Annotated in this window: 25 protein-coding genes and 1 other annotated feature; of the genes, 6 read left to right on the forward strand and 19 right to left on the reverse strand. The window is 46.4% G+C overall.

Annotation, left to right across the window (positions count from 1 at the left end):
* Positions 1-92: 92 nt before the first annotated feature.
* Positions 93-275 carry a sporulation protein Cse60 gene (locus G9F75_RS18195; RefSeq protein WP_003152309.1) on the reverse strand — a complete coding sequence of 61 codons (183 nt, stop codon included), beginning with the start codon at positions 273-275 and terminating at the stop codon, positions 93-95.
* Positions 276-475: 200 nt separating this feature from the next.
* Here G9F75_RS18195 and G9F75_RS18200 point away from each other — a divergent pair, with 200 nt between their 5' ends.
* From G9F75_RS18200 to melA, 5 genes are read left to right on the forward strand one after another with little or no spacing between them, the layout of a single operon-like run.
* Entirely contained in the window at positions 476-1,501 is a 1,026-nt protein-coding gene (locus G9F75_RS18200; RefSeq protein ID WP_167409293.1) for a LacI family DNA-binding transcriptional regulator, read from the forward strand.
* 41 nt (positions 1,502-1,542) lie between these two features.
* On the forward strand, positions 1,543-2,820 hold the full coding sequence (locus G9F75_RS18205; protein WP_021494480.1) for an ABC transporter substrate-binding protein: 1,278 nt from the start codon (positions 1,543-1,545) through the stop codon (positions 2,818-2,820).
* A complete protein-coding gene (locus G9F75_RS18210) occupies positions 2,817-3,731 on the forward strand; it encodes a carbohydrate ABC transporter permease (RefSeq protein ID WP_022553634.1) in 915 nt (304 codons plus the stop codon). Before G9F75_RS18205 ends, G9F75_RS18210 begins: the two co-directional genes overlap by 4 nt.
* Positions 3,728-4,549 (forward strand): carbohydrate ABC transporter permease, encoded by an 822-nt coding sequence (locus G9F75_RS18215; RefSeq protein ID WP_007408803.1) that lies wholly within the window; start codon positions 3,728-3,730, stop codon positions 4,547-4,549. The genes G9F75_RS18210 and G9F75_RS18215 overlap by 4 nt, the downstream gene beginning before the upstream one ends.
* Before the next feature lie 22 nt (positions 4,550-4,571).
* Positions 4,572-5,870 carry an alpha-galactosidase MelA gene (melA, locus tag G9F75_RS18220; RefSeq protein ID WP_014418677.1) on the forward strand — a complete coding sequence of 433 codons (1,299 nt, stop codon included), beginning with the start codon at positions 4,572-4,574 and terminating at the stop codon, positions 5,868-5,870.
* Between the two features lie 36 nt (positions 5,871-5,906).
* Here melA and G9F75_RS18225 read toward each other — a convergent pair whose 3' ends face one another.
* The 4 genes from G9F75_RS18225 to G9F75_RS18240 all read right to left on the reverse strand — a co-directional run bounded on the left by G9F75_RS18225 (position 5,907) and on the right by G9F75_RS18240 (position 10,070).
* Entirely contained in the window at positions 5,907-6,383 is a 477-nt protein-coding gene (locus tag G9F75_RS18225; RefSeq protein ID WP_014418678.1) for a GNAT family N-acetyltransferase, read from the reverse strand.
* An 83-nt stretch (positions 6,384-6,466) separates the two neighbouring features.
* Positions 6,467-6,778 carry a rhodanese-like domain-containing protein gene (locus G9F75_RS18230; RefSeq protein ID WP_007613212.1) on the reverse strand — a complete coding sequence of 104 codons (312 nt, stop codon included), beginning with the start codon at positions 6,776-6,778 and terminating at the stop codon, positions 6,467-6,469.
* Positions 6,779-6,894: 116 nt separating this feature from the next.
* The gene (gene leuS / locus G9F75_RS18235) at positions 6,895-9,309 is read right to left on the reverse strand and encodes a leucine--tRNA ligase (RefSeq protein WP_022553637.1); all 2,415 of its coding nucleotides are present in this window, start codon (positions 9,307-9,309) and stop codon (positions 6,895-6,897) included.
* 109 nt (positions 9,310-9,418) lie between these two features.
* Positions 9,419-9,632: a binding site (T-box leader), on the reverse strand.
* A gap of 102 nt (positions 9,633-9,734) precedes the next feature.
* Complete coding sequence (locus G9F75_RS18240) at positions 9,735-10,070, reverse strand: DUF4257 domain-containing protein (protein ID WP_015418038.1); 336 nt, start codon at positions 10,068-10,070, stop codon at positions 9,735-9,737.
* Positions 10,071-10,458: 388 nt separating this feature from the next.
* Here G9F75_RS18240 and ytvA point away from each other — a divergent pair, with 388 nt between their 5' ends.
* Positions 10,459-11,244, forward strand: coding sequence for a YtvA family blue-light photoreceptor (gene ytvA, locus G9F75_RS18245; protein WP_022553638.1), 786 nt, complete (start codon positions 10,459-10,461; stop codon positions 11,242-11,244).
* Between the two features lie 40 nt (positions 11,245-11,284).
* Here the strand turns inward: ytvA and G9F75_RS18250 are convergent, their stop codons facing one another.
* From G9F75_RS18250 to G9F75_RS18315, 14 genes are all read right to left on the reverse strand, one after another.
* Complete coding sequence (locus tag G9F75_RS18250) at positions 11,285-12,469, reverse strand: MDR family MFS transporter (protein WP_017418406.1); 1,185 nt, start codon at positions 12,467-12,469, stop codon at positions 11,285-11,287.
* A 195-nt stretch (positions 12,470-12,664) separates the two neighbouring features.
* Complete coding sequence (locus G9F75_RS18255; protein ID WP_014418682.1) at positions 12,665-13,384, reverse strand: YwaF family protein; 720 nt, start codon at positions 13,382-13,384, stop codon at positions 12,665-12,667.
* Positions 13,385-13,490: 106 nt separating this feature from the next.
* Positions 13,491-15,431: an ABC transporter permease gene (locus G9F75_RS18260; protein WP_167409294.1), complete on the reverse strand. Its 1,941-nt coding sequence runs from the start codon at positions 15,429-15,431 to the stop codon at positions 13,491-13,493.
* Positions 15,428-16,183 (reverse strand): ABC transporter ATP-binding protein, encoded by a 756-nt coding sequence (locus G9F75_RS18265; RefSeq protein WP_007408812.1) that lies wholly within the window; start codon positions 16,181-16,183, stop codon positions 15,428-15,430. Before G9F75_RS18265 ends, G9F75_RS18260 begins: the two co-directional genes overlap by 4 nt.
* A 102-nt stretch (positions 16,184-16,285) precedes the next feature.
* The gene (locus G9F75_RS18270) at positions 16,286-17,290 is read right to left on the reverse strand and encodes a sensor histidine kinase (protein WP_061862497.1); all 1,005 of its coding nucleotides are present in this window, start codon (positions 17,288-17,290) and stop codon (positions 16,286-16,288) included.
* On the reverse strand, positions 17,283-17,978 hold the full coding sequence (locus G9F75_RS18275; RefSeq protein WP_095061243.1) for a response regulator transcription factor: 696 nt from the start codon (positions 17,976-17,978) through the stop codon (positions 17,283-17,285). The genes G9F75_RS18270 and G9F75_RS18275 overlap by 8 nt, the downstream gene beginning before the upstream one ends.
* Positions 17,979-18,041: 63 nt before the next feature.
* The gene (locus tag G9F75_RS18280) at positions 18,042-19,352 is read right to left on the reverse strand and encodes an ABC transporter permease (RefSeq protein ID WP_095061241.1); all 1,311 of its coding nucleotides are present in this window, start codon (positions 19,350-19,352) and stop codon (positions 18,042-18,044) included.
* The gene (locus tag G9F75_RS18285) at positions 19,342-20,037 is read right to left on the reverse strand and encodes an ABC transporter ATP-binding protein (RefSeq protein WP_167409295.1); all 696 of its coding nucleotides are present in this window, start codon (positions 20,035-20,037) and stop codon (positions 19,342-19,344) included. Before G9F75_RS18285 ends, G9F75_RS18280 begins: the two co-directional genes overlap by 11 nt.
* A gap of 15 nt (positions 20,038-20,052) precedes the next feature.
* Complete coding sequence (locus G9F75_RS18290) at positions 20,053-21,036, reverse strand: ABC transporter permease (protein ID WP_167409296.1); 984 nt, start codon at positions 21,034-21,036, stop codon at positions 20,053-20,055.
* A 36-nt stretch (positions 21,037-21,072) separates the two neighbouring features.
* A complete protein-coding gene (locus tag G9F75_RS18295) occupies positions 21,073-22,059 on the reverse strand; it encodes an ABC transporter permease (RefSeq protein ID WP_167409297.1) in 987 nt (328 codons plus the stop codon).
* A gap of 15 nt (positions 22,060-22,074) precedes the next feature.
* Positions 22,075-23,055 carry an ABC transporter permease subunit gene (locus tag G9F75_RS18300; protein ID WP_022553644.1) on the reverse strand — a complete coding sequence of 327 codons (981 nt, stop codon included), beginning with the start codon at positions 23,053-23,055 and terminating at the stop codon, positions 22,075-22,077.
* A complete protein-coding gene (locus G9F75_RS18305) occupies positions 23,049-23,927 on the reverse strand; it encodes an ABC transporter ATP-binding protein (RefSeq protein WP_003152276.1) in 879 nt (292 codons plus the stop codon). The genes G9F75_RS18300 and G9F75_RS18305 overlap by 7 nt, the downstream gene beginning before the upstream one ends.
* Positions 23,920-24,312 carry a GntR family transcriptional regulator YtrA gene (ytrA, locus tag G9F75_RS18310; RefSeq protein ID WP_014418691.1) on the reverse strand — a complete coding sequence of 131 codons (393 nt, stop codon included), beginning with the start codon at positions 24,310-24,312 and terminating at the stop codon, positions 23,920-23,922. The genes G9F75_RS18305 and ytrA overlap by 8 nt, the downstream gene beginning before the upstream one ends.
* A 347-nt stretch (positions 24,313-24,659) precedes the next feature.
* Positions 24,660-24,932 carry a YtzC family protein gene (locus G9F75_RS18315; RefSeq protein ID WP_003152272.1) on the reverse strand — a complete coding sequence of 91 codons (273 nt, stop codon included), beginning with the start codon at positions 24,930-24,932 and terminating at the stop codon, positions 24,660-24,662.
* Positions 24,933-24,936 lie beyond the last annotated feature (4 nt).

The following is a 24,936-nucleotide window of genomic DNA, read 5'->3' on the forward strand; positions in this document are numbered from 1 at the left end:
CTAATTTCGGCTAACAATCATCCGTTTTCAAACTTGAAGGTGTTTTTTGTTTGTCTCATCTTATGGGGTCAGTCCCTTTCGTCCGGGCTTTTTTATTTTCGGTATAAAATGAGAGCGGAAAAACAATAAAGCTGCTCACCTTCAGGATCACAGGCCGCCGCTACCGTATATTTAATATCAACGAGCTGTTCATCAGAAATCCCCTTTAAAAATGTATTGACTTCAGTCTGCAGATCCTTTTCATGCTCCTCATCAAAAACAGCTATCTTCAGCACATCACCCTCTCCTTTCTCTATCAATTTATTCCGGTTCAATTGAAATATGATAGAGAAAAACAGATTTTCTTTTTTACTGATTTTTACTAAAATCAACCAAAAATAGTTGTTGAAAACGCTTACTAACGTATGATAATATCATTTTAACAATAACCAGGTCATTTCTGTTTAGTAAATATTTAGTAAAAAGGAGATACGAAATGGTCCGTCTCAAAGATATTGCCTTACAGGCATCTGTATCCAGCGCGACAGTATCGAGAATTTTAAATAAGGATGACTCTTTGGCCGTGACTGATGAAACAAGAGAAAAAGTTCTGAGGATCGCCGATGAGCTGGGCTATCAGCCGTCGGCAAAAAAACGGAAGAACCGCAGCCGCAGCGATTCAGCGCCCCTGATCGGCGTTGTCAGCTGTCTGTCACCGGAAGAAGAACGGCAGGATCCTTATTTTTCGGCGATCCGAAAAGGCATTGAGGAAGAATGCTTTCGGCAAAAAGTTTTTATCACATCTTCTATCCATCTCGGTTCTTTTCAAGAGCATATGTTTCACGAACTGGACGGCGTGATCGTCATCGGCAGCCTGCAAGACGAGGCGCTTACGAATATCAGCGCCGCTTTCAGGCACGCGGTATTTGTTAACGGCACACCCGATCCTGCCCGCTACGATACCGTCAGCGTGGATTTTTATGCCGCAGCGCAGAAGGCGATAGAACATCTTCTGTCGCTCGGTTATCAGCGGCTAGGTTATATCGGCGGCCGGGAGCGGGAGCATACCGTCATAGACGGCGTAAACAGCAATAAAACGATTGAGGATAAGCGTCTGACCGCTTTCTTACAAATGGCCGGCGCCGAGCCGGAGCAAGTACTGATCGGTGAATACAGCATGCACGAAGGGTTCCGGCTGATGAATGAAGCCATCAAAGGCGGAAGTCTCCCTGATGCCTTTTTTATCGCAAGTGATTCGATGGCTGTCGGCGCTTTAAAAGCCTTGCAGGAAGCCGGCCTTCAAGTCCCGCGCGATACGGCGGTTGTCAGCTTCAACGGAATTGATGAGGCAGAATACGCCAGCACGCCGTTATCAACGGTAAAAGTATACACGGAAGAGATGGGCCGGACGGGTGTCAAATTGCTTCTCGACCGTTTAAACGGCAGAACCGTCCCGCTGGCCGTGACGCTCCCCACTTCATTGATTGTCAGACAAAGCTGCGGCTCACAAGAAAGGAGGTGACGTGTCCCGCAGCGTTACTATCATATTTAAAGGAGGAAAAGATGAAACGCTTACTGGCTTTGTTTCTTTCTTTTACTTGCATGATCCTTCCCGGCTGCTCGGCAGAACAGAGCGGCGCCGGAGAAAAGCAGAAAACATTGACAGTCTATTCCACAATATCCTCAGACAGCGAACGCGCCGTATTCAGAAAGTTGGCTGATTCATTCCAAAAAGAACATCCGGACATTCAAGTAAACGTTCATTTCCCAGGCAATGACTACGAAAATATGATGAGGGTCAGAATGGCGGCCGGTGACATGCCCGATCTTTTCGACACACACGGCTGGGCCAAAATCCGCTACGGAGAATATACCGCTGACCTCAGCGGCATGTCTTGGACGAAGCGGCTCGATCCGAATTTAAACAGCATGCTCAAAGACGCCAAAGGCAGAATATACGCCTTCCCTCTGAATCAGGCAAAGGACGGACTGGCCTACAACCGCACGTTATTGGAAAAATACGGAATCAAACCGCCGGAAACAATGGATGATTTTATGAAGGCACTGAGACAGATTAAAGAAAAAAGCGGCGGAACAATCACCCCCTTTTGGTTTGCCGGCTATGAGAAAAGCTCATTTGCCCAATATTACGATCAATTCGCCGCACCGCTTCTCATCACAGATCCCGCACACCGTTACAAAAAACAGCTGTTAAACGGAACCTTCCGCTGGACACACTTCACCTATTTATCTGACAAACTGAAAGAGATGCAAAAGGAAAACCTGCTCAATATAGATGCCGTGACGGCAAAACGATCCCAGCTCATTGAACTGATGGCGCAAAACAAAATCGCCTTTACGCTGCAGGGCGGCACCCTCGGCCAAGACGTCGCTCAAATCAATCCGAAGGTAAAAGTCGGCATCATACCGACCCCGGCCGTCCACAAGGGAGACGCGCCGGTTTGGATCGGAGGCGAACGTTACACGCTGGCGGCATTCAAGGATTCCCCGCGGCTTGAAGAAGCGAAACAGTTTATCGCATTTATGGCCCGACCCGAGCATGCAAAATCAATTGCCGAAGCGACCTCGCTTCCGGCCGGATTAGTGAATGTACAAACGGACATTTTCTACGCAAATGACTATAAGCGCTATCAGCATATTAAGGTGCAGCCTTATTTTGACCGCCTTTATTTGCCGAACGGAATGTGGGATGTGATGGGAACAGCCGGGCAGGAGCTGATGGCCGATATCTTAACCCCCGCTGAAATTTCAGCGAAACTCGGCAGGGAATATAAGCGGCTCCGGCTTCAATCTGATTCACGGGGAGCTGAAAAAGAATGAGTGATCTTGCAAGAGAAACCCAAGGATTTCAACATCAAAAGCCAGTAAAACCCGCGTCACTGTGGTGGATGTACGTTCCCGCTCTTGCCACGGTTTTTATTTTCATGATTTTTCCGTTTGTCAAAGGCGCTTTTATCACATTTACAAACTGGAACGGCTTCTCACAGACGTATCAATGGGTGGGGGTCACTCAATATAAAAGGCTTTTTACAGATCCGGACACGTGGCTTGTTGTGAAAAACACTTTGCTTTACGGCATCGGAAGCACTTTTTTTCAGAATATGCTCGGACTTTTATATGCGCTGCTTTTGAATCAGAGCTTAAAAATGAAGGCGCTCACAAGAACGATCGTCTACCTGCCCGTCATTATCAGTCCGCTGATTATGGGATACATTTGGTATTTTATTTTCTCATATGACGGGGGTGCGCTGAATGATGTGCTTGGCGCACTGGGAATCGGTCCTGTCAACGCCTTGGCAAGCCCTGCGGCAAACCCGTGGATTATCGTCATGATTAACACGTATCAATACGCAGGCATTGCGATGATTGTATATTTGGCGGGGCTGCAAAGCATTCCGAAAGATTATTACGAAGCCGCAAAAATGGATGGCGCTGGACGTCTTCAGCCGTTTTTCACCATCACCCTGCCTTTATTGATGCCGGCTGTCACCATCAACATGGTCATCAATATCATCGGCGGGCTGAAGCTGTTTGATGTCATTTTCGCGCTGACCGCAGGCGGGCCGGGCAATTCCTCTCAATCGATGTCGACGTTTATGTATGATTTATATTTTAAACGGCAGGATGCGGGATATGCCGCCGCCCAAGGCGTGTTTATGTCCGTCATTATTCTTGTCATCAGCTTTTCGGCTCTCGTGTATTTCAAGCGAAAGGAGACGGAAATGTCATGAAAACAGCCCGAATGCGGATTTTTACGCTGTTGGCAGCCGTTATCTCGTGCGTTCATATTGTCCCCTTTTATATTTTGCTGACCACGTCATTAAAAGCAAAAGGAGACTACAGTTCAAAATGGTCGCTGCCATCCGCCTTTTCATTTCAGAATTTTCGTGAAGCATGGGAACGTGCCTCTCTCGGGCAATCCTTTCTGAACACGATTATCATTACAGCCGTTTCCGCCGCTTTGTTAATTTTCATGGGTTCGCTTGCCGCATACCCGCTCGCTAGAAGAAATACAAAGCTGAACAAAATCGTCTTCGGCCTTTTGATTTCTATCATGATCATCCCGCCTTTGACTTCCATGGTTCCTTTATACAAGATGGTCGCTGATGCGGGGCTGATCAATACGCATGCCGCAGCCATTCTCATTAATACGGCTGCATATATGCCGCTGACCGTTTTCTTATATTCAGGGTTTATCCGCTCTTCCATTCCGAAAGAGCTTGAGGAAGCCGCCAGGATGGACGGCGCGGGATTGATCAGGACTTTTTATACAATCGTGTTTCCTTTGTTGAAACCGATTACCGCAACGGTCTGCATTATTTCCTGCGTGTTTATCTGGAACGATTACCAATTTGCGATTTTCTTTTTACAAGATCAAAAGGTGCAGACATTGACCGTGGCCATGGCGGGATTCTTCGGCGAAAACGCGAACAATCTTCACTTAGTCGCCGCAGCCGCGATTATGGCGATGCTGCCGATGGTCGTATTGTTTTTGGCGCTTCAAAAATATTTTATCTCAGGGCTGTCCTCCGGGGCGGTCAAAGGCTGAGAAGAAAAGGGAGGAATTTCTGTTGAAGAAAATTACGTTTATCGGAGCGGGGAGCACGATTTTCGCAAAAAATGTACTGGGGGACTGCTTACTGACTGAAGCATTAAACGGGTTTGAATTCGCGCTTTATGATATTGACGCTGTACGGCTGAAAGAATCCCAGCTCATGCTGGAAAACATGAGAGACCGCTACAATACGAGTATATCCATCATCTCCTACGATGACCGAAAACAGGCGCTTAAACACGCCGGCTATGTGATAAACGCCATTCAGGTCGGAGGCTATAAACCCGCGACGGTCATTGACTTTGACATCCCGAAGCGGTACGGTCTCCGCCAGACGATTGCCGATACCGTCGGGATAGGCGGCATTTTCCGTTCCCTTCGCACCATCCCCGTTTTATTTGACATCGCAAAAGACATGGAAGAGGTCTGCCCGGATGCGTGGCTGTTAAACTATACAAATCCGATGGCCTCTCTGACCGGAGCGATGCTCAGACATACAAATGTCAAAACGGTCGGCCTGTGCCACAGCGTCCAGGTATGTACCAAAGATCTGTTTGACTCACTCGGCATGGATCACGAAGGTACGGAAGAACGCATTGCCGGCATCAACCACATGGCTTGGCTTTTGGAGATTAAAAAGGACGGAATTGATTTATATCCGGAAATCAAAAGACGGGCACGCGAAAAACAAAAGACGAAACATAAGGACATGGTGCGGTTTGAGCTGATGGATAAATTCGGCTGCTACGTAACGGAATCATCTGAGCATAATGCCGAATATCACCCGTATTTTATAAAAAGCCGTTATCCGGAGCTGATAGATGAACTCCAAATTCCGCTTGATGAATATCCGAGGAGATGCGCGGAACAAATCAACAATTGGGAAACGATGAGAGACGGCATCATCAACAACCAAAACCTGACGCATGAACGCTCAAAAGAATACGGTTCGAGAATTATTGAAGCGATGGAGACGGGCCGTCCGTTCACATTCGGCGGCAATGTGCTGAATACCGGGCTGATACCGAATCTGCCGGCGAAAGCGGTCGTTGAAGTGCCTTGCACAGCCGTCAAAAACCACATTATGCCGTCCTATTCGGGCGAACTTCCGGAGCAGCTCGCGGCGCTCAACAGAACAAACATTAACACACAGCTTTTAACCATCGAAGCGGCCGTTACATTAAAAAAGGAAGCTGTATATCAGGCGGCCATGCTTGACCCGCATACGAGCGCCGAGCTTTCCATGAATGACATCATATCTTTGTGCGATGACTTATTCGAAGCGCACAAAGACCGGCTTCCGGCTTATCACTGATCATTCGCGATCCGGCCCCGGAAAGGCTGGATCGCTTTATATGTTCAGCACCAGTTTGACCGTCTGTAAGGTGTGTCCCCTAAAGTCTTCTTCAAATTCACATACCCATTGAAACCCTTTCGCTTGATAAAAGGACAAGGCGATGCGGTTCTCTTTTTCTGCATGGACATAAAGCTTTTTTACCCCGCCGGACTGCCTGATGCATTCTTTAAGGAGTGCCGTTCCTATCCCGCTTCCCTGGCAATCCGGGTCAATATAGATGGCGGTCAGCTCCGCATTTCCGTCTTTTTGAACCGGAGTGACATTTGCAAAACCGAGCACTCGCCCCTCTTCTTCTGCCACAAAGAACAGAGAATGCAAGAGCCGGCGTTCCATCATCTCATCCTGATAGGCGGATTCGAGAAACTGATCTTGAATGTGTCTGGGAATAATCCCTTCATACGTATGATGCCAGCTTCGTTCTGCGACTTGCCGGACCTGTTTGATATCGTTTGTTTTCATAGCGCGGATCATCGGTTTCACCTGATTCGCCTCCCGTTTTTTATAAAAAAAGAAGAAAAAGACGCACGTCCCTTTTCTTCTTCCACTTCAAAGCGTTATTTCTTCGGCTTTGTTTCGCCTTCCCACTCCAGCATGCCGCCTTCAACATTAACCGTACGGAAGCCCTGCTCATGTAAATACATACAAACGTTCATGCTTCTTTTTCCGGAACGGCAGATAAATACATACTCCTTGTCCTTGTCTAACGCATCCATCTTCTCAGGGATGTCCCCCATGCGGATGTGAACGGCCTGCGGAATCATTCCTTCGGCAACTTCTTCGTCTTCTCTGACATCAATCAGATACAGCTCTTCTCCCGCTTTTAATTTTTCTTCCAGTGCGGCTGTGCTGATTTCATTTATTTTCAATGTGTGACACTCCCATTCATCTTTATGGTGTTAAGTATACCAAAGCCTGCGGTGCAATTTCTATGATAGAGGCCTGATAAAAAAGCCCCTCTCTGTAGGAGAGGGGCTTCGTCCGGTCAGTTTGCCACGATATTGACAAGCTTGCCCGGTACGGCAATGATTTTTCGGATCGTTTTTCCTTCAAGCTGCTCTTTTACTTTTTCGTCAGCTTGTGCGAGCTGTTCTAATGCTGCTTTATCAGCATCAGCCGGAACCATTAATTTCGCTTTTACTTTTCCGTTCAGCTGGACGACGATTTCCACTTCATCATCCACCAGTTTTGATTCGTCATAAGCAGGCCAAGCCTCGTATGCAATCGAACCTTCGTGGCCGAGTTTTTCCCACAGTTCTTCCGCCAAATGCGGCGCAATAGGAGAAAGCAGCTTCACAAAACCTTCGATATATTCTCTCGGCAGTTCATTCGCTTTGTAAGCTTCATTAATGAAGACCATCAGCTGAGAAATGCCCGTGTTAAAACGAAGGGCTTCGAAGTTTTCTGTCACTTTCATGACCGTTTCATGATAGACGCGCTCAAGAGTTTCGCCCGCGCCTTCTGTCACTTTGCCCGTCAGCTCGCCGTTTTCCTCGATAAACAAACGCCATACACGGTCAAGGAAGCGGCGAGCTCCGTCAAGACCTGATTCAGACCAGGCGATAGATGCGTCAAGCGGCCCCATAAACATTTCGTACAGGCGGAGCGTATCTGCTCCGTGAGACGCCACAATTTCATCCGGATTGACGACGTTTCCGCGGGATTTACTCATTTTTTCATTGTTTTCTCCGAGAATCATTCCTTGGTTATACAGCTTTTGGAACGGTTCTTTCGTCGGCACGACACCGATATCGTAGAGGAATTTATGCCAGAAACGCGCGTACAGAAGGTGAAGCACGGCATGCTCCGCTCCTCCGATGTAAATATCAACGGGCAGCCATTTATCCAGTTTCTCAGGTGAAGCGAGCTGATCCGGATTTTTCGGGTCGATAAAGCGGAGGAAATACCAGCAGCTTCCCGCCCATTGCGGCATCGTGTTCGTTTCTCTTCTGCCTTTTTTGCCCGTTTCAGGATCAGTGACTTCCACCCACTCTTTAATGTTGGCAAGCGGTGATTCACCTGTTCCGCTCGGTTTGATCTCATCGGTTTTCGGCAGAATCAGCGGCAGCTCTTCCGCAGGAACGGCTGTTGACGTGCCGTCTTCCCAATGAATAACCGGAATCGGCTCGCCCCAATAGCGCTGGCGGCTGAACAGCCAATCACGCAGGCGGTATGTCACTTTTTTCTCACCGTTTTTCGTTTCTTCAAGCCAGGCGATCATTTTTTCAATCGCTTCCGCTTTATTCAGTCCGTTCAGAAAGCCGGAATTGACATGCTCTCCGTCTCCCGTGTACGCTTCTTCTTCCGTGTTTCCGCCTTTTACGACTTCTTTGACAGGCAGGCTGAACACTTTGGCGAATTCAAAATCACGTTCATCATGCGCCGGCACGGCCATTACAGCGCCCGTTCCGTAAGAGGCGAGGACATAATCCGCTATCCAGATCGGCAGCTTTTCTCCGTTTGCAGGGTTTACGGCATATGCGCCCGTGAAGACGCCCGTTTTTGTTTTCGCAAGATCCGTCCGTTCCAGGTCACTTTTCGCCTGAACTTCTTTAACATAAGCGTCTACCGCTTCTTTTTGTTCAGGCGTCGTGATGGCCTCCACAAGCTCATGCTCAGGAGCCAGTACGGCATAAGCCGCGCCGAACAGCGTGTCCGGTCTTGTCGTAAACACGGTAAACGTGTCATCAGTGCCGTCGATCGCGAAATGCACGTTTGCGCCTTCTGAGCGTCCGATCCAGTTGCGCTGCATGTCTTTAATGCTTTCCGGCCAGTCAAGTTCTTCTAAATCTTCAAGAAGCCTGTCCGCATAAGCGGTGATTTTCAGCATCCATTGTCTCATCGGGCGGCGTTCAACCGGATGGCCGCCCCGTTCGCTTTTGCCGTCAATGACTTCTTCGTTCGCAAGCACCGTTCCGAGCGCCGGGCACCAGTTGACCGGCACTTCGTCTACGTAAGCGAGCCCTTTTTCGTACAGCTTAGTGAAGATCCACTGCGTCCATTTGTAATAGTCCGGATCAGTCGTATTGATTTCACGATCCCAATCATATGAAAATCCGAGTGATTGGATCTGGCGGCGGAAATTATCTATATTTTGTTTTGTGAACTCAGCCGGATCATTCCCCGTGTCAAGCGCGTATTGCTCGGCAGGAAGCCCGAACGCGTCCCATCCCATCGGATGAAGCACATTGTATCCTTGCATGCGTCTCATGCGCGAAAGGATATCGGTTGCCGTATAGCCTTCCGGATGTCCGACATGAAGGCCGGCTCCTGAAGGATACGGGAACATGTCAAGCGCGTAAAACTTCGGCTTGTCATTCTCTTCACTGACGGCGAACGTTTTATGATCCAACCAGTAATTCTGCCATTTCTTTTCTATTTTTTCGTGCTGAAAACTCAACGTAAAAACCTCCTTCTGATTGAATACGGCGTATGTAGTCCAAGTATTGACGGGATGAGGGAGATTATATTCAGATTATTCTAAAACTAAAAAAAACTCCCTCATCCCAAAAAGGGACGAGAGATTTTTGTTTCCCGCGGTACCACCCTCGTTAGCGCGCTTTTAAGCCGCACTCACTTGATACTTTTAACGCAGTTATGCGTCAGCGGTTTTGCCGCTGCAACTCTGAGGCGAGTTCGGAAACAGACTTGATTGACTTGCACCGGCCGTCAACTCTCTGATTGCAAAATCTGCTTCTTACTGCTCCTCTTCACTGTTCTTATCGCTACCGTAATCTTACCTGTATTTTATAGAATTCTGTTCATAAGTGCAAGCAGGTTTGTATACAATGGGAATGTACCCGGAACGGGTCGTAAGCGGGGATATTATTTTGATGGAGGATTTTTTTGCTGGTGTGGTTTTGCTTCGGCCGAATCACTGTTTTGTTCTCTGACAAAATCAAAGCTCCTGAGAACAGCTTCTCCGCCGTAGCCTGCGATTATGGATAAGATGACGAGTTGAATTCCTGAATCGGGGTCAGCGGATAAGACAAGTAAGATGGAAGCAGCCATTCCGATAAAACCATCTTCCAAAAAACCGAGATAGATAAACCGCTTTGTCATTCTGGGTTTCTCCAGCCTGCCTCTCTTTTTCACATGACCGAGAACCCCCATGATTCCTCCAATTACACAAGCAATTATTACCTGATGCAGCATCTTCATCACCTTCCTAAAGCCCTTATTTAGTAAAGCGACTTCAGGCCATCCAGCCCCCTTACGAATACGATGATTTTCGATATCTACATACCGGCGATTGAGCAGGAAAGTAAAAAGCTTGTTTCTTCCATTATATGTGAACACATGATCGGTAAGCTTGATGCATTAGATTCATTTTTCACCCAGTGACAATGACCTAGTCACTTACTTATCGATGATGTGCCTTCCCCTTATATATTCAGTGTATATGAGGACAAGCCCGAATGACAAATTGCAAACTTCGGCTGCTTGAATCAGAACATATGTTATGCTACGGTTACTGTAGATTCATTTAAAAAGGGGAGAAACAATGGCTGAAAAAGCGCGCAGCTTTACGGCCAAAAGGGGGTTTTACATGGCTGACTCAAATGTATTCGGAAAATTGGAGCAGCTGGAGCTTATCAAAAAGGCGCTTGATCACGCACGCATCGGCGTGGTGATTACAGACCCCTCTCTTGAGGACAATCCCATCATATATACAAATCAGGGATTTATGGATATGACAGGCTACTCTTCCGAAGAGATATTAGGTAAGAACTGCAGATTTCTGCAAAGCAAAGAAACCGACCGTCAACAAGTCGCGAAAATAAGAAAGAGCTTAAACCAGAAAGAAAAGATCACGGTGCGGCTGAAAAATGTCAAAAAAGACGGCACCCCATTTTGGAATGAACTCAACATTGATCCTCTGTATGTTGAAGACAAGCTCTATTTTGTCGGTTTTCAAAAAGACATCACAGAGCAGAAAGAATACGAAAAGCTCCTTGAGGATTCCCTCGCAGAAATCACGACGCTGTCAACGCCGATTGTTCCGATCCGAAACGGCATCTCCGCTTTGCCGTTAGTGGGAAACTTAACGGAAGAACGATTTGATTCAATCGTGACAACTTTGACGGACATATTAACCGCATCTAAAGATGATTACTTAATTATAGACTTATCAGGTCTGGCCGAGGTAAACGAACAGACCGCAGACCGGATTTTCAAATTGCACCACCTGCTTAAATTAATCGGCACGGAATTGATTATCACCGGGATCAAGCCTTCCCTCGCCATGAGAATGAATCAGCTTGATGCCAGCTTTTCTTCATTAAAGACATATTTAAACGTTAAGGACGCGGTCAACGTGCTTCCGGTCGTATAAACAAAAAAATCCCGCCGAAACAGCGGGATTTTTTATGTCGTCATCGCACTTGGACGTTTTGTTTACTAACGGTTTTCAGGCGTTTGTCGTACAGCACCGTCGCTGCGATGCTGACAACAAGAAGCACCATCAGGATCAACAGCAGCACGCTCATTCCGTACTGATCAACCAGCACGCCGCCAAGAAGCGGCCCGATCATTCTGCCGCCCGTCGCCGCACTGTTGACGAATCCTTGGTAAAACCCTTCTTTCCCCTTAGGCGCAAGCTGATTGGCAATGGTAGGCACGGCAGGCCAGACAAGCATTTCTCCGACGGTTAAAATCACCATTGCGGTGAGGTACATCGGAAATTGCTTGGCGCTGAGAAGCACGCCGAACGAGACGATAAAAATACAAAAGCCGATGACCATCTGCGTTTTTAACGCACCGGACCATTTTTTCAAAACAACTCCTATGAGAGGCTGTCCGGCGACAATTAATATTCCGTTTACGGTCCAGAGCACACTGTATAATGAAAGCGGCATACCGATGCTTTGAGTATGTGACGCAACGGTTGTGGACCACTGAGAATAGGCAATCCACCCGAGAACATACCCGCCGCTCAATATGAGAAGCGCCGTAAATTTCGTTCTGCTGCTGACAGGCTCGTAGTCCAGGACAGAAACCTGGCTCGCATTTCCGGTTTTGATATTTCGAAACCCGAAAAATACGATAAGGAAAAACAGCACATACAGCATAGCATTGGCTAAAAACACGTACGTAAACGAGTACGCCGCAACCATCCCGCCGAGTGCCGAGCCGACGGCGACACCTGCGTTCTGAGCTACATAAATCGCATTAAAAGCTCTCCGCCCGCCTTCTTTCCATACCGCTCCCGCCATGGCGTAACTGGCCGGAAACACGATACCGGAACCGAAGCCGACAATGATGAGCAGCCAAATATAAACAGGCCATTGGTGAAACAGAACGAGTCCGAGAAGACTTGCCAATGTGATCATAATGCCGAGCATAATGGATTTGAATCCGCCGATTTTATCAAACAAAAATCCGCCGCATAAATTCCCCGCCACACTGGCACCGGAATTCAGCATCAGAACAATCCCCGCAACAGTCAGCGATTTCCCTAAATGATTATGAATATAGATCGTATTCAGCGGCCACAAAAAAGATGCGCCCGTCACATTGATAAACATTCCGATGATTAATATCTTCAAAGCGCGCGGCATACCGATCCCCCTCTCTCTATAAAAAATCCCATGAAAAAACGGAAACCGCAAGCCGCGGCTCCGTATCGAACACGTTATCATAGCACATTCATTCTATCGCCGCGGACGTCTTTTTTCAACATCAGAATCTGAAAAAAATAATGCCGGAATGTTGAAAAAATTACAAATGATTGGATTCACAAAAACAGGCCGGCCTCACGCTCTTTTCCTCAGCAGCCAAAACGGAATATACAGAATGAAAAAGCTCAATATCACCGCCGCTTCCATTGATAGAAGATACCACGGCCAAGGTCCGAAAACGTTCAGAAGCGAAGCGGTCTTCGGTTTTTTCATTAAATATAGGTAATTTGCATTCAGCACACGGTCAATAAAAAAGACACACGCCCCGTACAGATTTACGATCAGCACCGATACCCACAGCCCGCGCGCCGACGGCCTGTACCTTTCTGAAGCGGCCATGAATAGACAGGTAAGAAAAACACAGCCGTGAGAGACGAAAAACACGATGTACCGAAAATGCGGGAAAGAATACGCCCCTAAATCAGGTGTTGCCATCGCCTGTACGGCGCTGCCCAAACCGGCAAAATAGAGGAAGGCGAACAGTTTTTCGCTTTTTGTCATGACCATCAGCATCGCCAAATAGACGGAAAGGTCGCTCAGCTGCAGCGGCAGAGCTGTTTTCAGCGACCAGGCATGATGACAAAGCAGCCATATATGATAGCTGATCTGCGACACGGCAAGGAGAATGAACAGCACATAGCGGAAAACGCGATTCGGCCGCCTCTGGTTGAGCTTTTTCCGGAATACGATCACGCCCGTCCCCAGCAATCCGATGATCAACAGCGTGAAAATGTGTTCCTTGGAAAAAAGATGAAAGGCCCCTGTTTCAGATTTCAATTGAAAATATTTCTGCATAAGGCTCCCCCGCGCGAAAAAATGACGTATGTCTATTCTTTTAAAAATCGCTTTCTTCTATTCATACAAAAAAGCCTCCGCTTATGCGGAGGCTCCTCAACTTGTTTTACAATGCGGATTGAATGACCTTTTTATAGTATAGCACCGACAGCATGCCGAAGATGGAGTACAGCAGCGTATACAGCGCCATGACGATGATCATCGGCGTCCACACTTCCGTTCCGAATAAAAACCATCCTGACTGAACGGCAAAATAGCTGTGGAACAGCCCGAGAACGAGCGGAATCCCGAAATGATACGCCTGCTTCCGGCGGATGCCTTTCAGCAGATCCCCCGTTGTGAAGCCGAGCTTCCGCAATATTGTGTAATCAGCCTTCTCATCCTCACACTCGCCCATTTGTTTAAAATAAAGGATACAGCCTGAGGTGATCAGAAAGGTTAATCCCAAAAAGCCGACAATAAACATGATCAGCCCCATATTTTTCTTTTGGGTGTCAGCCGTTTCAAATTGTGAAAGCGCGCCGTCAGAATAGTGCTGCGCCTGAAACAGACCATCAGCTTTTTGGATGTCCTCTTCACGTTTGAGTGTAATGCCGAAAAACCGATTTGATTTTCCCTGGATGGACGGGTCGATATCTTTCTCGATCCGATCAAATACCTGCTGCGTGACGATAACGGTCGGCAGCCCTCCGCTTGTAAATGTATATGACAGGAGGAAGTCGTTCTTCAAGCCCTTATACGCCAGCGGTATTTTATCCGTTTTGCCGTTTATATCAATGGAACCTGACGTTTTCAGGTCGAGAAATCTTTTCATCATATCATTATATCCGGTAAACACGGCTTCTCCGTCAGAAAGCTCCGTCCCTTCTGCGTCTTTCTCGCTTATAATCGGCAGCGCCAAGCTGGACGGGTCTTGTTGAAAGCTTTTCATATCGCCGTTTATGATGTTCTTCATATTGACACCGGCTTGAATGGTCTTGATTGTTTTCACTTTGTGTTCAATTCCGTTTTTCTTCAATAAAGCGGTAAATGAGTCAGTCTCCTTTTGGTTATCAAAGGCAAAGTCCGCGGCTGTATTTTGCTCAGCCGATTTTTCCGCGGAATAGTACGAGATATAGCTTAGAGACAGCAAACCGATTGCCAGCGCCGAAAGAGTCGTAATAATCGTCAGCAGGACGGCGTTTGACTTCATCCGGAACATGATGGATGACAAAGACAGCACTTCACTGACATTCAGATATCCGCCTTTTGATTTCCGGATGAGATTTGCCAGAAAGCTGACCGAACCTTTATAAAACAGATAGGTTCCGATAATGACCGAGCCGAGAATAAACACCATTGCCGAAAACAGTTCATTCATGCTCGTAAAACTGCCTCCGAATAAATCCGCGGACACGGCATAGCCGGCGATAATGGCCGCAATACCGATAACGCCGATCGACATCTGCACCCAAGAAAGCCGTCTTATGCCGCTTTCTGACGATGACGCGGTTTTAAATAAAGACAAAATGCTTTGCCGTTTAATAAATAAGTAATTCATCATCATAATCAGCACGTAAATTGCCCCGAACACAATTAACGTCTGAACGAGCGCCTTGCTTGAAAAAAATAGTGAGACAGAGGCTTTCACACCGACTGTATGAAACAGCATCATCATACATAATTTCGAGAGAGAAAAGCCGGCAAAAATACCGATCCAAATCGATCCGAAATACAAAATGAAATTTTCTGTGCTAAGTATGCGGAAAATGTGCATTTTCGTCATGCCGATTAATCGGAATAAGCCGATTTCCCGGCCGCGCCGTTTAATAAAAATGGTGTTGGCGTATAAAAGAAATACCGACACGATCGCCACAAGCAGTACAGAGGCGGCCCGGATTGCCGCCGCTCCTTTTATGGAACTTTTCATTTCATCAAGCGCCGGATCGTATTGCATCGTGACAAACGCGAAATAAAGGGCGGCGCTGAACACCAGCGCAAAAACGTAAAGGTAATAGTTTTTCATATTCTTTTTCAAGTTCTGGAAGATCAAATGATGAATACTCATGCCTGAACTCCGCCCAATACACTTTGCGTTTTCATAATATCCTGAAAAAAGTCCGGTCTGTCCTGGCCGCCTTTATTCAGCTGTGTATACACACGGCCGTCTTTAATGAAAACCACACGTCCGGAATAGCTGGCGGCAACCGGATCATGCGTCACCATCACAATGGTGGCGCGGCGTTTTTGATTCAGACGGCTGAGTTTATTCAGTAAATCCATGGCAGCCTTTGAATCGAGCGCTCCGGTCGGCTCATCAGCAAAAATAATGCCCGGCTCGTGAATAACAGCTCTTGCGGCAGACGTCCGCTGTTTTTGCCCGCCGGAAATTTCACTCGGATACTTATGTCTCAAATCATAGATCCCAAGCTCCTCTGCCGTCTCGGCAAATCGCAGGTCTGCCTCTTTCTTAGACATTTTCGTAATGGATAACGGCAGGAGTATGTTTTCTTTCACGGTCAGCGTGTCCAATAAATTATAATCCTGAAAAATAAAGCCGAGATGCCGTTTTCTGAATTCGGCAAGCTGTTTTTCTTTCATGGATGTAATCTCCGTCTCATTCAGTTTAATGGTGCCCGCGCTCACTTTATCAATGGAGGAAAGCACATTCAAAAGGGTCGTTTTCCCTGATCCCGACGGGCCCATAATGCTGACGAATTCCCCTTTGTGAATCTGAAGATCAATTCCTTTCAGCACCTCTTGTTTATTCAGCTTGTTTCCGTAGCTTTTTTGTATATTGCCTGCTTCTAAAATCATCACGTTATGATTCTCCTTTTACATTGGTTATCTTTATTTTAAAAACAGAAACCGTTTTTTTCGTTTGATTAAGCGAACAAAAGAGAAAAGCATGTGACACTTTTGTCACACGCTGAACATGCTGACGGCATCGTTCTGTTTCGGAAACACCAAGGTAAAAACCGAGCCGCTTTCCGGCTCAGAGCGCACGCTGATCTGAATAAGAAGCGGAGCCGCGGCTTTTCGAGCCAAATACAGGCCCATCCCCGTTGACGCGTGATCACGCCTCATTCGCGTCGAGGTAAATCCCTTTTCAAAAATGCGCGGAAGATCTTTGGGCTCGATGCCGATGCCGCGGTCTTCGATATCCACATGCACCCGGCCGTTTTGTTCATAGCTTTTTACGGTAATGTCATCCGCTTCACTGTATTTAACGGCATTGCTTAACAGCTGCCTGATGATGAAGGAAAGCCATTTTCCGTCACTGTGAACGTCTGGTGAATCAAGCTGAATGTCAAACCCGATCCCTTTTTGTATACACCATGATTGCAGATTTTTAATTTCTTTGAAAACGAGCGGTCTGAGCTGAATGCGCTGGAATGATAAATCATTTTCAATAAAGGACAATCGTTTCTGGTGAAGCTGCTGGTCCAGAAGATGGTGAATCCGCAGCCATTCATACAGCAAAGGGGCTTTCAGCTGCTGTTCATCAAGGCGCTCGATCATGAGATGCATCGCTGTCAGCGGTGTTTTGACCTCGTGAATCCATGACATCAGATCGTCCTTTTCATGCTCTGACGCCGCCTGAAGATGAAGGGAGCTTTTTCTTAACTGCTCCGTCTGCCCTTCAATGCTTTCTTCAACGATAGACTCAAACGGACTGTCAGGCGCTTTAAGATAAGACATGTCTAAATTGGCGTCCCATTCTCTTAAGCTTTTATAATAGGCGGTCTCTTTACGATAGCGGAACAAGAGAAATACAAGAAACACAAGAAGCGACAGGTAAACGAAATACAGCACCGAAAAAAACGGAATAGACGGATCAATATATGCCGCAAAAAGGAGCACAGCCTGCTGCAAAAGAAACATCGCGATCCAGCTTTTTCTTTCGAGCAGAAATGATTTAATCATAAAGACCGTCTTCTTCCTTTGCGATGTATCCCTGCCCCACCTTGGTTTCAATCATTTTCCCGATGCCTAATTGATCGAGTTTTTTCCGCAGCCGGTTGACATTCACCGTCAGCGTATTATCACTGACGAAACGCTCATCATTCCATAGGCTTCTGATGAGTTCTTCCCGGCTGACGATTTTATTTTTCTGCTCAGCCAGCAGTTTTAAGATCAGCATTTCGTTTTTGGTCAGCTCGACCGAACCGTTTTTACGGCTGACCGTGTTGGTTTCTGTGTCAATGACCGCCCCGCACCATCTTTTCATCAGGGCCGGTTCTGTGCCGTATTGATGCATACGGCGGAACACCGCCTGTATTTTCGCGATTAACACATCAAAGTGAAAAGGCTTCTGAATAAAATCATCTGCCCCGAGCTGCATCGACATGACCATATCCGCGGGATGATCGCGCGAGGACAAAAAGAGAATCGGCACGTTTGATTGGGAGCGTATCATTCTGCACCAATGAAAGCCGTCAAATTTCGGCAGCTGTACATCAATGATCACCAAATCAGGCTTAATTTCGGAAAACTCCCGGATGACCCGGCTGAAATCTTTTATTCCGTGCACCGCAAATGACCAGCCCGTTAATCTCTCTTTCATCTCGTGAAACAAAGTGTTATCATCTTCTATTAACAAAATGTGAAACATGGTATCCGCCCTTTTCTGATAGATAGAGGAAAAACCGGCTGATGTCCAGCCGGCTTTTTTCCTTTACAGTTCTCTTCTTAATGCAGTCAGAACGTTGGTTTTTGTCGCTTTGCGGGCCGGATTCATACCGGAAATCACCGCGACCCCCGCACAAATGACAACTGCGATCACAACGAGGCTGAGCGGGATATAGGAGAAGGTATAATGAAGATCTTCAGCTCCGGTGTTTCCCCCTACCGCTTTCAAGATAACCGGCACAGCCAGATTGACGGCAAAACTCACTCCGTAAGAAATGATAATCCCGATGACAGAACCTAATATCCCGATATAGGCGCTTTCCATCAGGAACATTCTGCGGATGATTGACGGGCTTGCGCCGATCGCTTTCATAATCCCGATTTCCTGCGTTCGTTCCGTCACCGCCATCGTCATCGTATTGAAAATACCGATGGCAGAAATCACGACGGCGATAAAGCCGACAAAGATCAGGCCGATTTTAAAGACGAGGAAGAAGGTATTGACGCCCTTCAGCTCGGTTGTGACAGATCTGACATAAAAGCCGTCATCCGTGAGGTCATGGGTAAGCTGATCGACATGTTCGAATTTGTCCGCATACACATTGATGTTTTTTTCCACATTTCCATTCTTCAGATCCAAGAATGTTGAGAAGTCCTTCTTGAATTGATCACTTACAAAAATATTTGTATCCTCTATCCAATCTTGGGACGGTTTTTTTGTAATTCCGACTACTTTGAAGTCGTACGTTTTCGTTTTCTCAACGTCTCCGTCTTTGTTTGTTTTGGAGATGCTCAGCTGTATCGTTTTATTAAGCAGGTCTTTCGTATAGCCTTTTGGTTTTTTCACCTCCGACATGTCGCCTTGGTGATCCTTTAACTCTTTGTCGTAAGCGTCAGCCTCTTTTTTCGTCAATAGGTTCTTCGCAAAATCATAGCCGACCACGATTTCATTCTCTGTACGGGCGACCCTTCCCTGATCAAGCTCCATATTGGCTTTGACTTCATCGTTCATGTTTGTCAGCACAATGGCTGAATCTTCATTTGTTCGGTTTCCTAACGACGCTTTATTCGGTTCATACACTTGTGTTCTTTCAACGACAGACTTGACATTTTTATACTTTTCCAAGTCTGATTTCTTCACAGCTTTTCCGTTCTCTTGGCCGAGCACATTGATTTCCGTAACAATCTGCTGGCTCATCGTAATGTCTGTAATCGTTTTTTGGATGCCGAATCCGACGGACGACAGCACGACCAAAAACGCGCACGCCATTGTCGTTGCCAGCACCGTCATGAAAACACGCAGCCGGTTTTTCTTCATATTTCTTCTGATAAAGTGAATCTGATCCTTAAATCTCAACAGTAACGCCCCCTTTTAATACACCGTCATGCAGCTGGAATTTTGAATGCGCGATTGAAGCGACTTCATCGTCATGCGTAATGATGACAAATGTAATCCCGCGCTCCCGGTTCAGCTGCTGAATTAACGCAAGCACCTCAAACTCCGTTTCTGAATCGAGGCTTCCCGTCGGCTCATCAGCTAAAATAATCGACGGATTTAAAATCAGGGCTCTTGCGATACTGACACGCTGCTGCTGGCCGCCTGACAGCTCATTCGGATAATGATTCGCATGATTCTCAAGTCCGACCCGTTTCAGCATGTCCGCGACTTTTTGCTTGCGTTCAGACGGTTTGACGCCTTTTAAGGCAAGCGGCATTTCAACATTTTCATAGGTTGTCAGACTCGGAATGAGCTGAAAACTTTGAAAAATAAAACCGAAATGCCCGAGGCGGAACTGCGCCCACTCTTTTTCACTGAAGCCCGTCACATCAGTGCCATTAATGACGATACGACCCTTCGTCGGCGCTATGTATCCGGAAATTAAATTCAGAAGCGTTGATTTTCCGGAACCGCTCCGCCCGACGATACAGGCAATTTCCCCTTTTTCAACGGTCAAAGAGACATCTTTCAATACCGGAACCTCACTCTCTCTGCCTTTCCTGCCGATTTTAAATGAATGATCAATATGCTGTACTTCTATCATGTACACCACTCCCCCTTATATAAGTTTCGTTTTTTTATAGATGAAGTAATAACTGATGAAAAACCCGATCACCGCACCGATAAGCATGCCGAATATGTAACCGGTATACGAACCGTTATAAGCATATCCGCATACCCCCGCACTTCCCAGCATACTGAGCACCATGACGAGCACTTGAATGGTGCGTTCAATGTGTTTGCTTAGGATAAAATGTCCGCTTCGTTCACTCGGCATTTTCAGGAAATTCGCATAGCCGAATAGATAGAAACAAAATCCCATAATTGCGGAGATTAACAATGCGTGTTTCATGTAATACATCCATGAGGTATGGATGTAAGCGGCAGGCATGAAATAGATCAGAAATCCGCTCCAAGGGAAATCAATATCCGGCACAGCCTGCCTGCCAAAAAGGAACTCAGCGTTTAACAGGTAAATCGTCATAACCACGATCGGAAAGACGGAAACCGTGAACGCCGTGATCAGCTGCGCCGCTAAATTGCCCGTTATCGTGCCGGCAGCTGTCATTAATGCATAAATCATCAAGCTGATGACCAGCATCCCTGCGCTGAATGATTGAAAATGATGGACAGCGTCAGGTTTAAGCGCTAGAAACAACATGTCAGATAATCCGTAAGAAACAAACTGCGAGCCGGCTAACACGGCTGCTCCCAAGAAAAACTTCGTATGAAATATCCGGCTTCTCGAATACGGAAGACTCAGTGTAAACATCCTTTCAGGCCGGCCTGCTCTTATCAGAAAAAGCCCTATCATAACCGGAGGAATGAAATGCAGCCCAATCAAATTTTGATAATTGCTGTAATCGATGCTGAATGTACAAACTGACCCCGGGTACAGCTGAAGTGCACGTAAACAATCCTTATAGTGAAAATACTCATTTATAATTGCCAAAGGGCCTAAAATAGCTAAGAACCCCGCTGTAAGAAGCAGCAGCGTCTGCCGCTGCTTCCATTCTTTATAAAGCAAACCGCTAATCGGCACCTTGCCTTCCTCCAAACTGCTCATTTTCAAACAGATTTACATATGCTTTGACTTCCTGTAAACCGTAAAATAACTGATGAAAAACCCGATAATCGCGCCGAAGATAATGCCGGCTAAATAGCCGAACATCGTGTCTGTGACCCCATATCCGAAAACGCCGAAACCCATAACGGCAAAGGCAATCACCAAGATCTGCACCGGCCGGTCCAATTTTCTCCAAAGAAAGAATCTGCCGTTCCGTTCATTCGGATGTTTCAGAAAGCTGACGTAACCGATCAGATAAAAGACTAGGCTCATCACAATCGGAATGATTAAAACCAAATCTCTTTCTCTGATCCAGTCGTTAAACACATATCCAATAGGAGTTACAAATATAAAAAGACGGGATTCGATATAACTGCTGATAAAAGAAAATTGATCTCCCACACTAAAATCGAAAACGACCTCCAAATTCGCGGCCGGCAGACCGATGAGTAAAAAGGGCAGAACCGTGACGGTAAACGCCGTTAACAGCTGGGCGAATATCTGTCCCGTTAATGCGCCGGATGCCATTAACAAGGCGTAAGCCATAAAACTGATGACAATCATTCCGATTGAAAAATGATCAAAATCGTACGTATGGCTCGGTTTCAGTAAAGATATCAGCAATGACGCCGCTCCATAGCCTATCGCCTGAGGAACAACAATGACTGCCCCGCCGAGCCAGAATTTCGTCTGAAAGATTTGGCCTCTGCTGTAAGGCATGCTTAACAAAGCATCCATCGTTCCCTTTGTCCGTTCCAAGCCTAATAAGAAGACAGCAATGATGACACTCACAATCCAGCTGAAGGAAAGAAGCGACCCATTCGTATAATTGACAACGAATTCACAATCTTGAAGAGCTGGGTTATTCAAACATTCTTGATATGTTGAGTAGTTGTTATAAACCATAAAAGGGTTTGCCGCCATTAAAAGAATGCCGCTGCATAAAAACAACCACTGATTTTTCTTCCATTCTGTGTACAACAATCCCCGCGGTATCATTCCGGCCCTCCTCTCTTACACATGCTTCGTTTTTTTATAAATCACAAAATAACTGACCAAAAATCCGATCGCTCCTCCGACCAGCATCCCGGCCACATACCCTGTCATCGTATGTCCCGTCGAGTACCCCGCCAGGCCAAAACCGAGAACGGCGATTATGATCACCACAATCTGAACGGGCCGGTCAAGCTGTCTCCAGAGAAAAAAACGGCCGTTCCGTTCCACCGGCTGCCTGACATAGCAAAAGTACCCGATGGCATAAAATACAATGCTCATCACTGCCGGGATGAGTAATATATACTTGCTGGCAGATACCCAATCCGTATTAACATACATGATCGGAATCAGATATTGAAACGAATCGTTTAGGTAAGCATTGACTGATGGCATCAGCTCATGCATGCCGACCCTGAAGATAACTTCCGCATTTGTCAGCGGCAACGTAATAATCAGGTAAGGCGCTATCGACACGGTAAACGCCGTTAACAGCTGGGCGAACGTATTGCCCGTTAAGCAGCCTGCACTCGCGACCAATGTAAAAGCCAAAACACTCACAATAATCTCTCCGACGCTGTAATGGTGAAAGAAATATACGCGCTCAGGCTTTAACAGAAGAATGAGCAGCTCAGCCAGCCCGTAGCCGATCACCTGAGCGCCGGTAATGAGCGCCGCCCCGAGCCAAAATTTAGTGTGAAACACCTGAGCGCGGGAATAAGGCAGACTGAACAGCGCATCAATCGTTCCTTTCGTACGCTCCAGTCCGAATAAGCAAACCGCCAAAATGACAGCGGGCGCCCAGTTCAAGTTCAGCATTCCGCTCTCCAAAGAATTCACATAAAACTTACAATATGCTCCGTGGGTATCCAGACAGCCCTGATAGACCAGATAGGTATTTAACACTTCAAATGGATTGACCGCCGCTAAAAAAATACCGACCATCACAAGAACAGTTCGATTCTGCACCCATTCTCTGTACAGCAATCCCCTGTCTACCATCTCCGGTTCCCTCCAAACTTCGCGATGAAGACTTCTTCTAAGTTCACAGGAAGTTCGTTCCATACTTTCGGCTGCAGCTCTTGCAGAAAGTTCTTTTTCTTTTCATCGTTCTTTTGAATCAGCACCGTATAAAACACACCGGCATGGTCGAGAATCGGTATGTTTTGTTCTCTGATCTTCAAGGCGACGTCCTCTTCAAATGCCATTTGAATTTTCATGTACTCTTCCTTCATATCATCCAAGTCCATCACATTCGTCAGCTGATTTCCTTCCAAAAACCCGATCCGGTTGCACATTCGCTCAATATCTTCTAAACGGTGTGAGGTAATCAGAATGCTCGTTTCCCGTTCAGCCACTTCATCCACCATAAGCTGAAGCACGTCATGACGCGTTACGGCGTCAATTCCGTCCGTCGGTTCATCCAAAAGGATAAGAGCCGGACGTGAAGCAAAGGCAAGGACGAGCGCAAGCTGTTTTTTCAGGCCTGTCGATAATTCACGGTATTTCTTCGTTTCTGGAATGCCGTACCTGTTCATCAGCTCATTGGCGTAAGTCACATCAAAATTCGGATAGATTCTGCTTACAATCGCAACAAGCTGTTTATATGTATACTTGTCATAAAAAGGATTTTCAACAGGCATATAAATGATGTTCTGTTTTACTTTCGGATGCCGCTTTATTTCCACCTGATTAAATAAAACCGTCCCTTGATCCGGCAGCAGAATCTGCTGAATGAGCCGGAGCAGCGTTGTTTTCCCTGATCCGTTTCGCCCGAGCAGCCCGAAAATTTCCCCTTTTCCGATGGTGAGCGAAATATCCTTGAGCACTTCTTTACCGTCTATTGTTTTTGAGAGATTCCGCAATTCAATCATGATCCTTGCCTCCTTTCAGATCAGCGCTGATTTCCTTTATCCATTCCTGCAGCTTCTCCAGCTCAACTCCCGCGTAATGGGCATCGATGATGAGCTGTTTCAATTGCTCTTTTATCATCGTCATCTTCCCTTCAACCAATGTCGTTTTTGCATTCTCCGATATATACGTTCCTCTTCCCCTCAGCGTTTCAATGACACCATCGCGTTCGAGCTCCTTGTACGCTTTGCTGACTGTGTTCGGATTGGCGATAATGATCGTTGCCAATTCCCTGACAGAAGGAAGTTTATCCCCCGGCTTCATGATCCCTTTTAAACAAAGCTCTTTCAGTTGCTGTATGATCTGCTCATAAATCGGAGTTGAGCTTCTCGGATCGATTTGAATCATTTACTTCCCTTCTTTCTTTTACGAGCTGCTCTCTTTCTTTAAATGTTCTGCCATTGAAATCCGATGACGACAAGAACGGCAAACAGACTGCTGGCCAAAACCGAGGCGGCGATAATAAGAGGCACATCTTGTTTTACGGATCTTTTGTTTTTCATGAAAGTTCCCCTTCCCTATGCTTAACATTTATATGTCGATTTCATTTTTTGAGTGTTTTATGTGTATTACATCAAGTAGTACACGTAATACAATAAACACACTCAGGCCTATTGTCAATTCTTTTTTAAAAGAAATACAAAAAAACCCGCCGGGATTCCGGCAGGTTTGCTGAACCATTTGAAACGGCGCGGTCAGTAATCAAAATTACGCTGCAAAATCATATTGTTTTGCAAGGTCTGCAGCTGCAATCTCATTCGGTAAAGCTGCTCTCTTTGCTGATCATTCGCAGATAATGACAGCTTGTTTAATTCATTCACCGCGTTTTCAAGCATCATTTGCGCTTCACTGTACTCATTATCATTATAATGCTCTTGTTTCGAAGCGGTCATAAATTGTTCATTCGCAAATTCATACGCCTGTTCGCTTCTTTGGAGATGTTCATCTACTGATTGTCTTGTTGCCATTAAA

This window comes from Bacillus sp. EKM208B (assembly GCF_011800725.1).
Taxonomy (GTDB): domain Bacteria; phylum Bacillota; class Bacilli; order Bacillales; family Bacillaceae; genus Bacillus; species Bacillus velezensis.

What these genes read in the sequence shown, in the direction of transcription:
- G9F75_RS18315 (WP_003152272.1), bottom strand. Translation starts at nt 24,932, where the DNA reads ATGGCAACAAGACAATCAGTAGATGAACATCTCCAAAGAAGCGAACAG.
- G9F75_RS18250 (WP_017418406.1), bottom strand. Translation starts at nt 12,469, where the DNA reads ATGCCGCGCGCTTTGAAGATATTAATCATCGGAATGTTTATCAATGTG.
- G9F75_RS18305 (WP_003152276.1), bottom strand. Translation starts at nt 23,927, where the DNA reads ATGATTGAATTGCGGAATCTCTCAAAAACAATAGACGGTAAAGAAGTG.
- G9F75_RS18200 (WP_167409293.1), top strand. Translation starts at nt 476, where the DNA reads ATGGTCCGTCTCAAAGATATTGCCTTACAGGCATCTGTATCCAGCGCG.
- G9F75_RS18295 (WP_167409297.1), bottom strand. Translation starts at nt 22,059, where the DNA reads ATGATACCGCGGGGATTGTTGTACACAGAATGGAAGAAAAATCAGTGG.
- G9F75_RS18225 (WP_014418678.1), bottom strand. Translation starts at nt 6,383, where the DNA reads ATGATCCGCGCTATGAAAACAAACGATATCAAACAGGTCCGGCAAGTC.
- G9F75_RS18260 (WP_167409294.1), bottom strand. Translation starts at nt 15,431, where the DNA reads ATGAGTATTCATCATTTGATCTTCCAGAACTTGAAAAAGAATATGAAA.
- ytrA (WP_014418691.1), bottom strand. Translation starts at nt 24,312, where the DNA reads ATGATTCAAATCGATCCGAGAAGCTCAACTCCGATTTATGAGCAGATC.
- G9F75_RS18285 (WP_167409295.1), bottom strand. Translation starts at nt 20,037, where the DNA reads ATGATAGAAGTACAGCATATTGATCATTCATTTAAAATCGGCAGGAAA.
- G9F75_RS18240 (WP_015418038.1), bottom strand. Translation starts at nt 10,070, where the DNA reads ATGAAGATGCTGCATCAGGTAATAATTGCTTGTGTAATTGGAGGAATC.
- G9F75_RS18275 (WP_095061243.1), bottom strand. Translation starts at nt 17,978, where the DNA reads ATGTTTCACATTTTGTTAATAGAAGATGATAACACTTTGTTTCACGAG.
- G9F75_RS18205 (WP_021494480.1), top strand. Translation starts at nt 1,543, where the DNA reads ATGAAACGCTTACTGGCTTTGTTTCTTTCTTTTACTTGCATGATCCTT.
- ytvA (WP_022553638.1), top strand. Translation starts at nt 10,459, where the DNA reads ATGGCTGACTCAAATGTATTCGGAAAATTGGAGCAGCTGGAGCTTATC.
- G9F75_RS18255 (WP_014418682.1), bottom strand. Translation starts at nt 13,384, where the DNA reads ATGCAGAAATATTTTCAATTGAAATCTGAAACAGGGGCCTTTCATCTT.
- G9F75_RS18215 (WP_007408803.1), top strand. Translation starts at nt 3,728, where the DNA reads ATGAAAACAGCCCGAATGCGGATTTTTACGCTGTTGGCAGCCGTTATC.
- G9F75_RS18210 (WP_022553634.1), top strand. Translation starts at nt 2,817, where the DNA reads ATGAGTGATCTTGCAAGAGAAACCCAAGGATTTCAACATCAAAAGCCA.
- G9F75_RS18300 (WP_022553644.1), bottom strand. Translation starts at nt 23,055, where the DNA reads ATGGTAGACAGGGGATTGCTGTACAGAGAATGGGTGCAGAATCGAACT.
- G9F75_RS18270 (WP_061862497.1), bottom strand. Translation starts at nt 17,290, where the DNA reads ATGATTAAATCATTTCTGCTCGAAAGAAAAAGCTGGATCGCGATGTTT.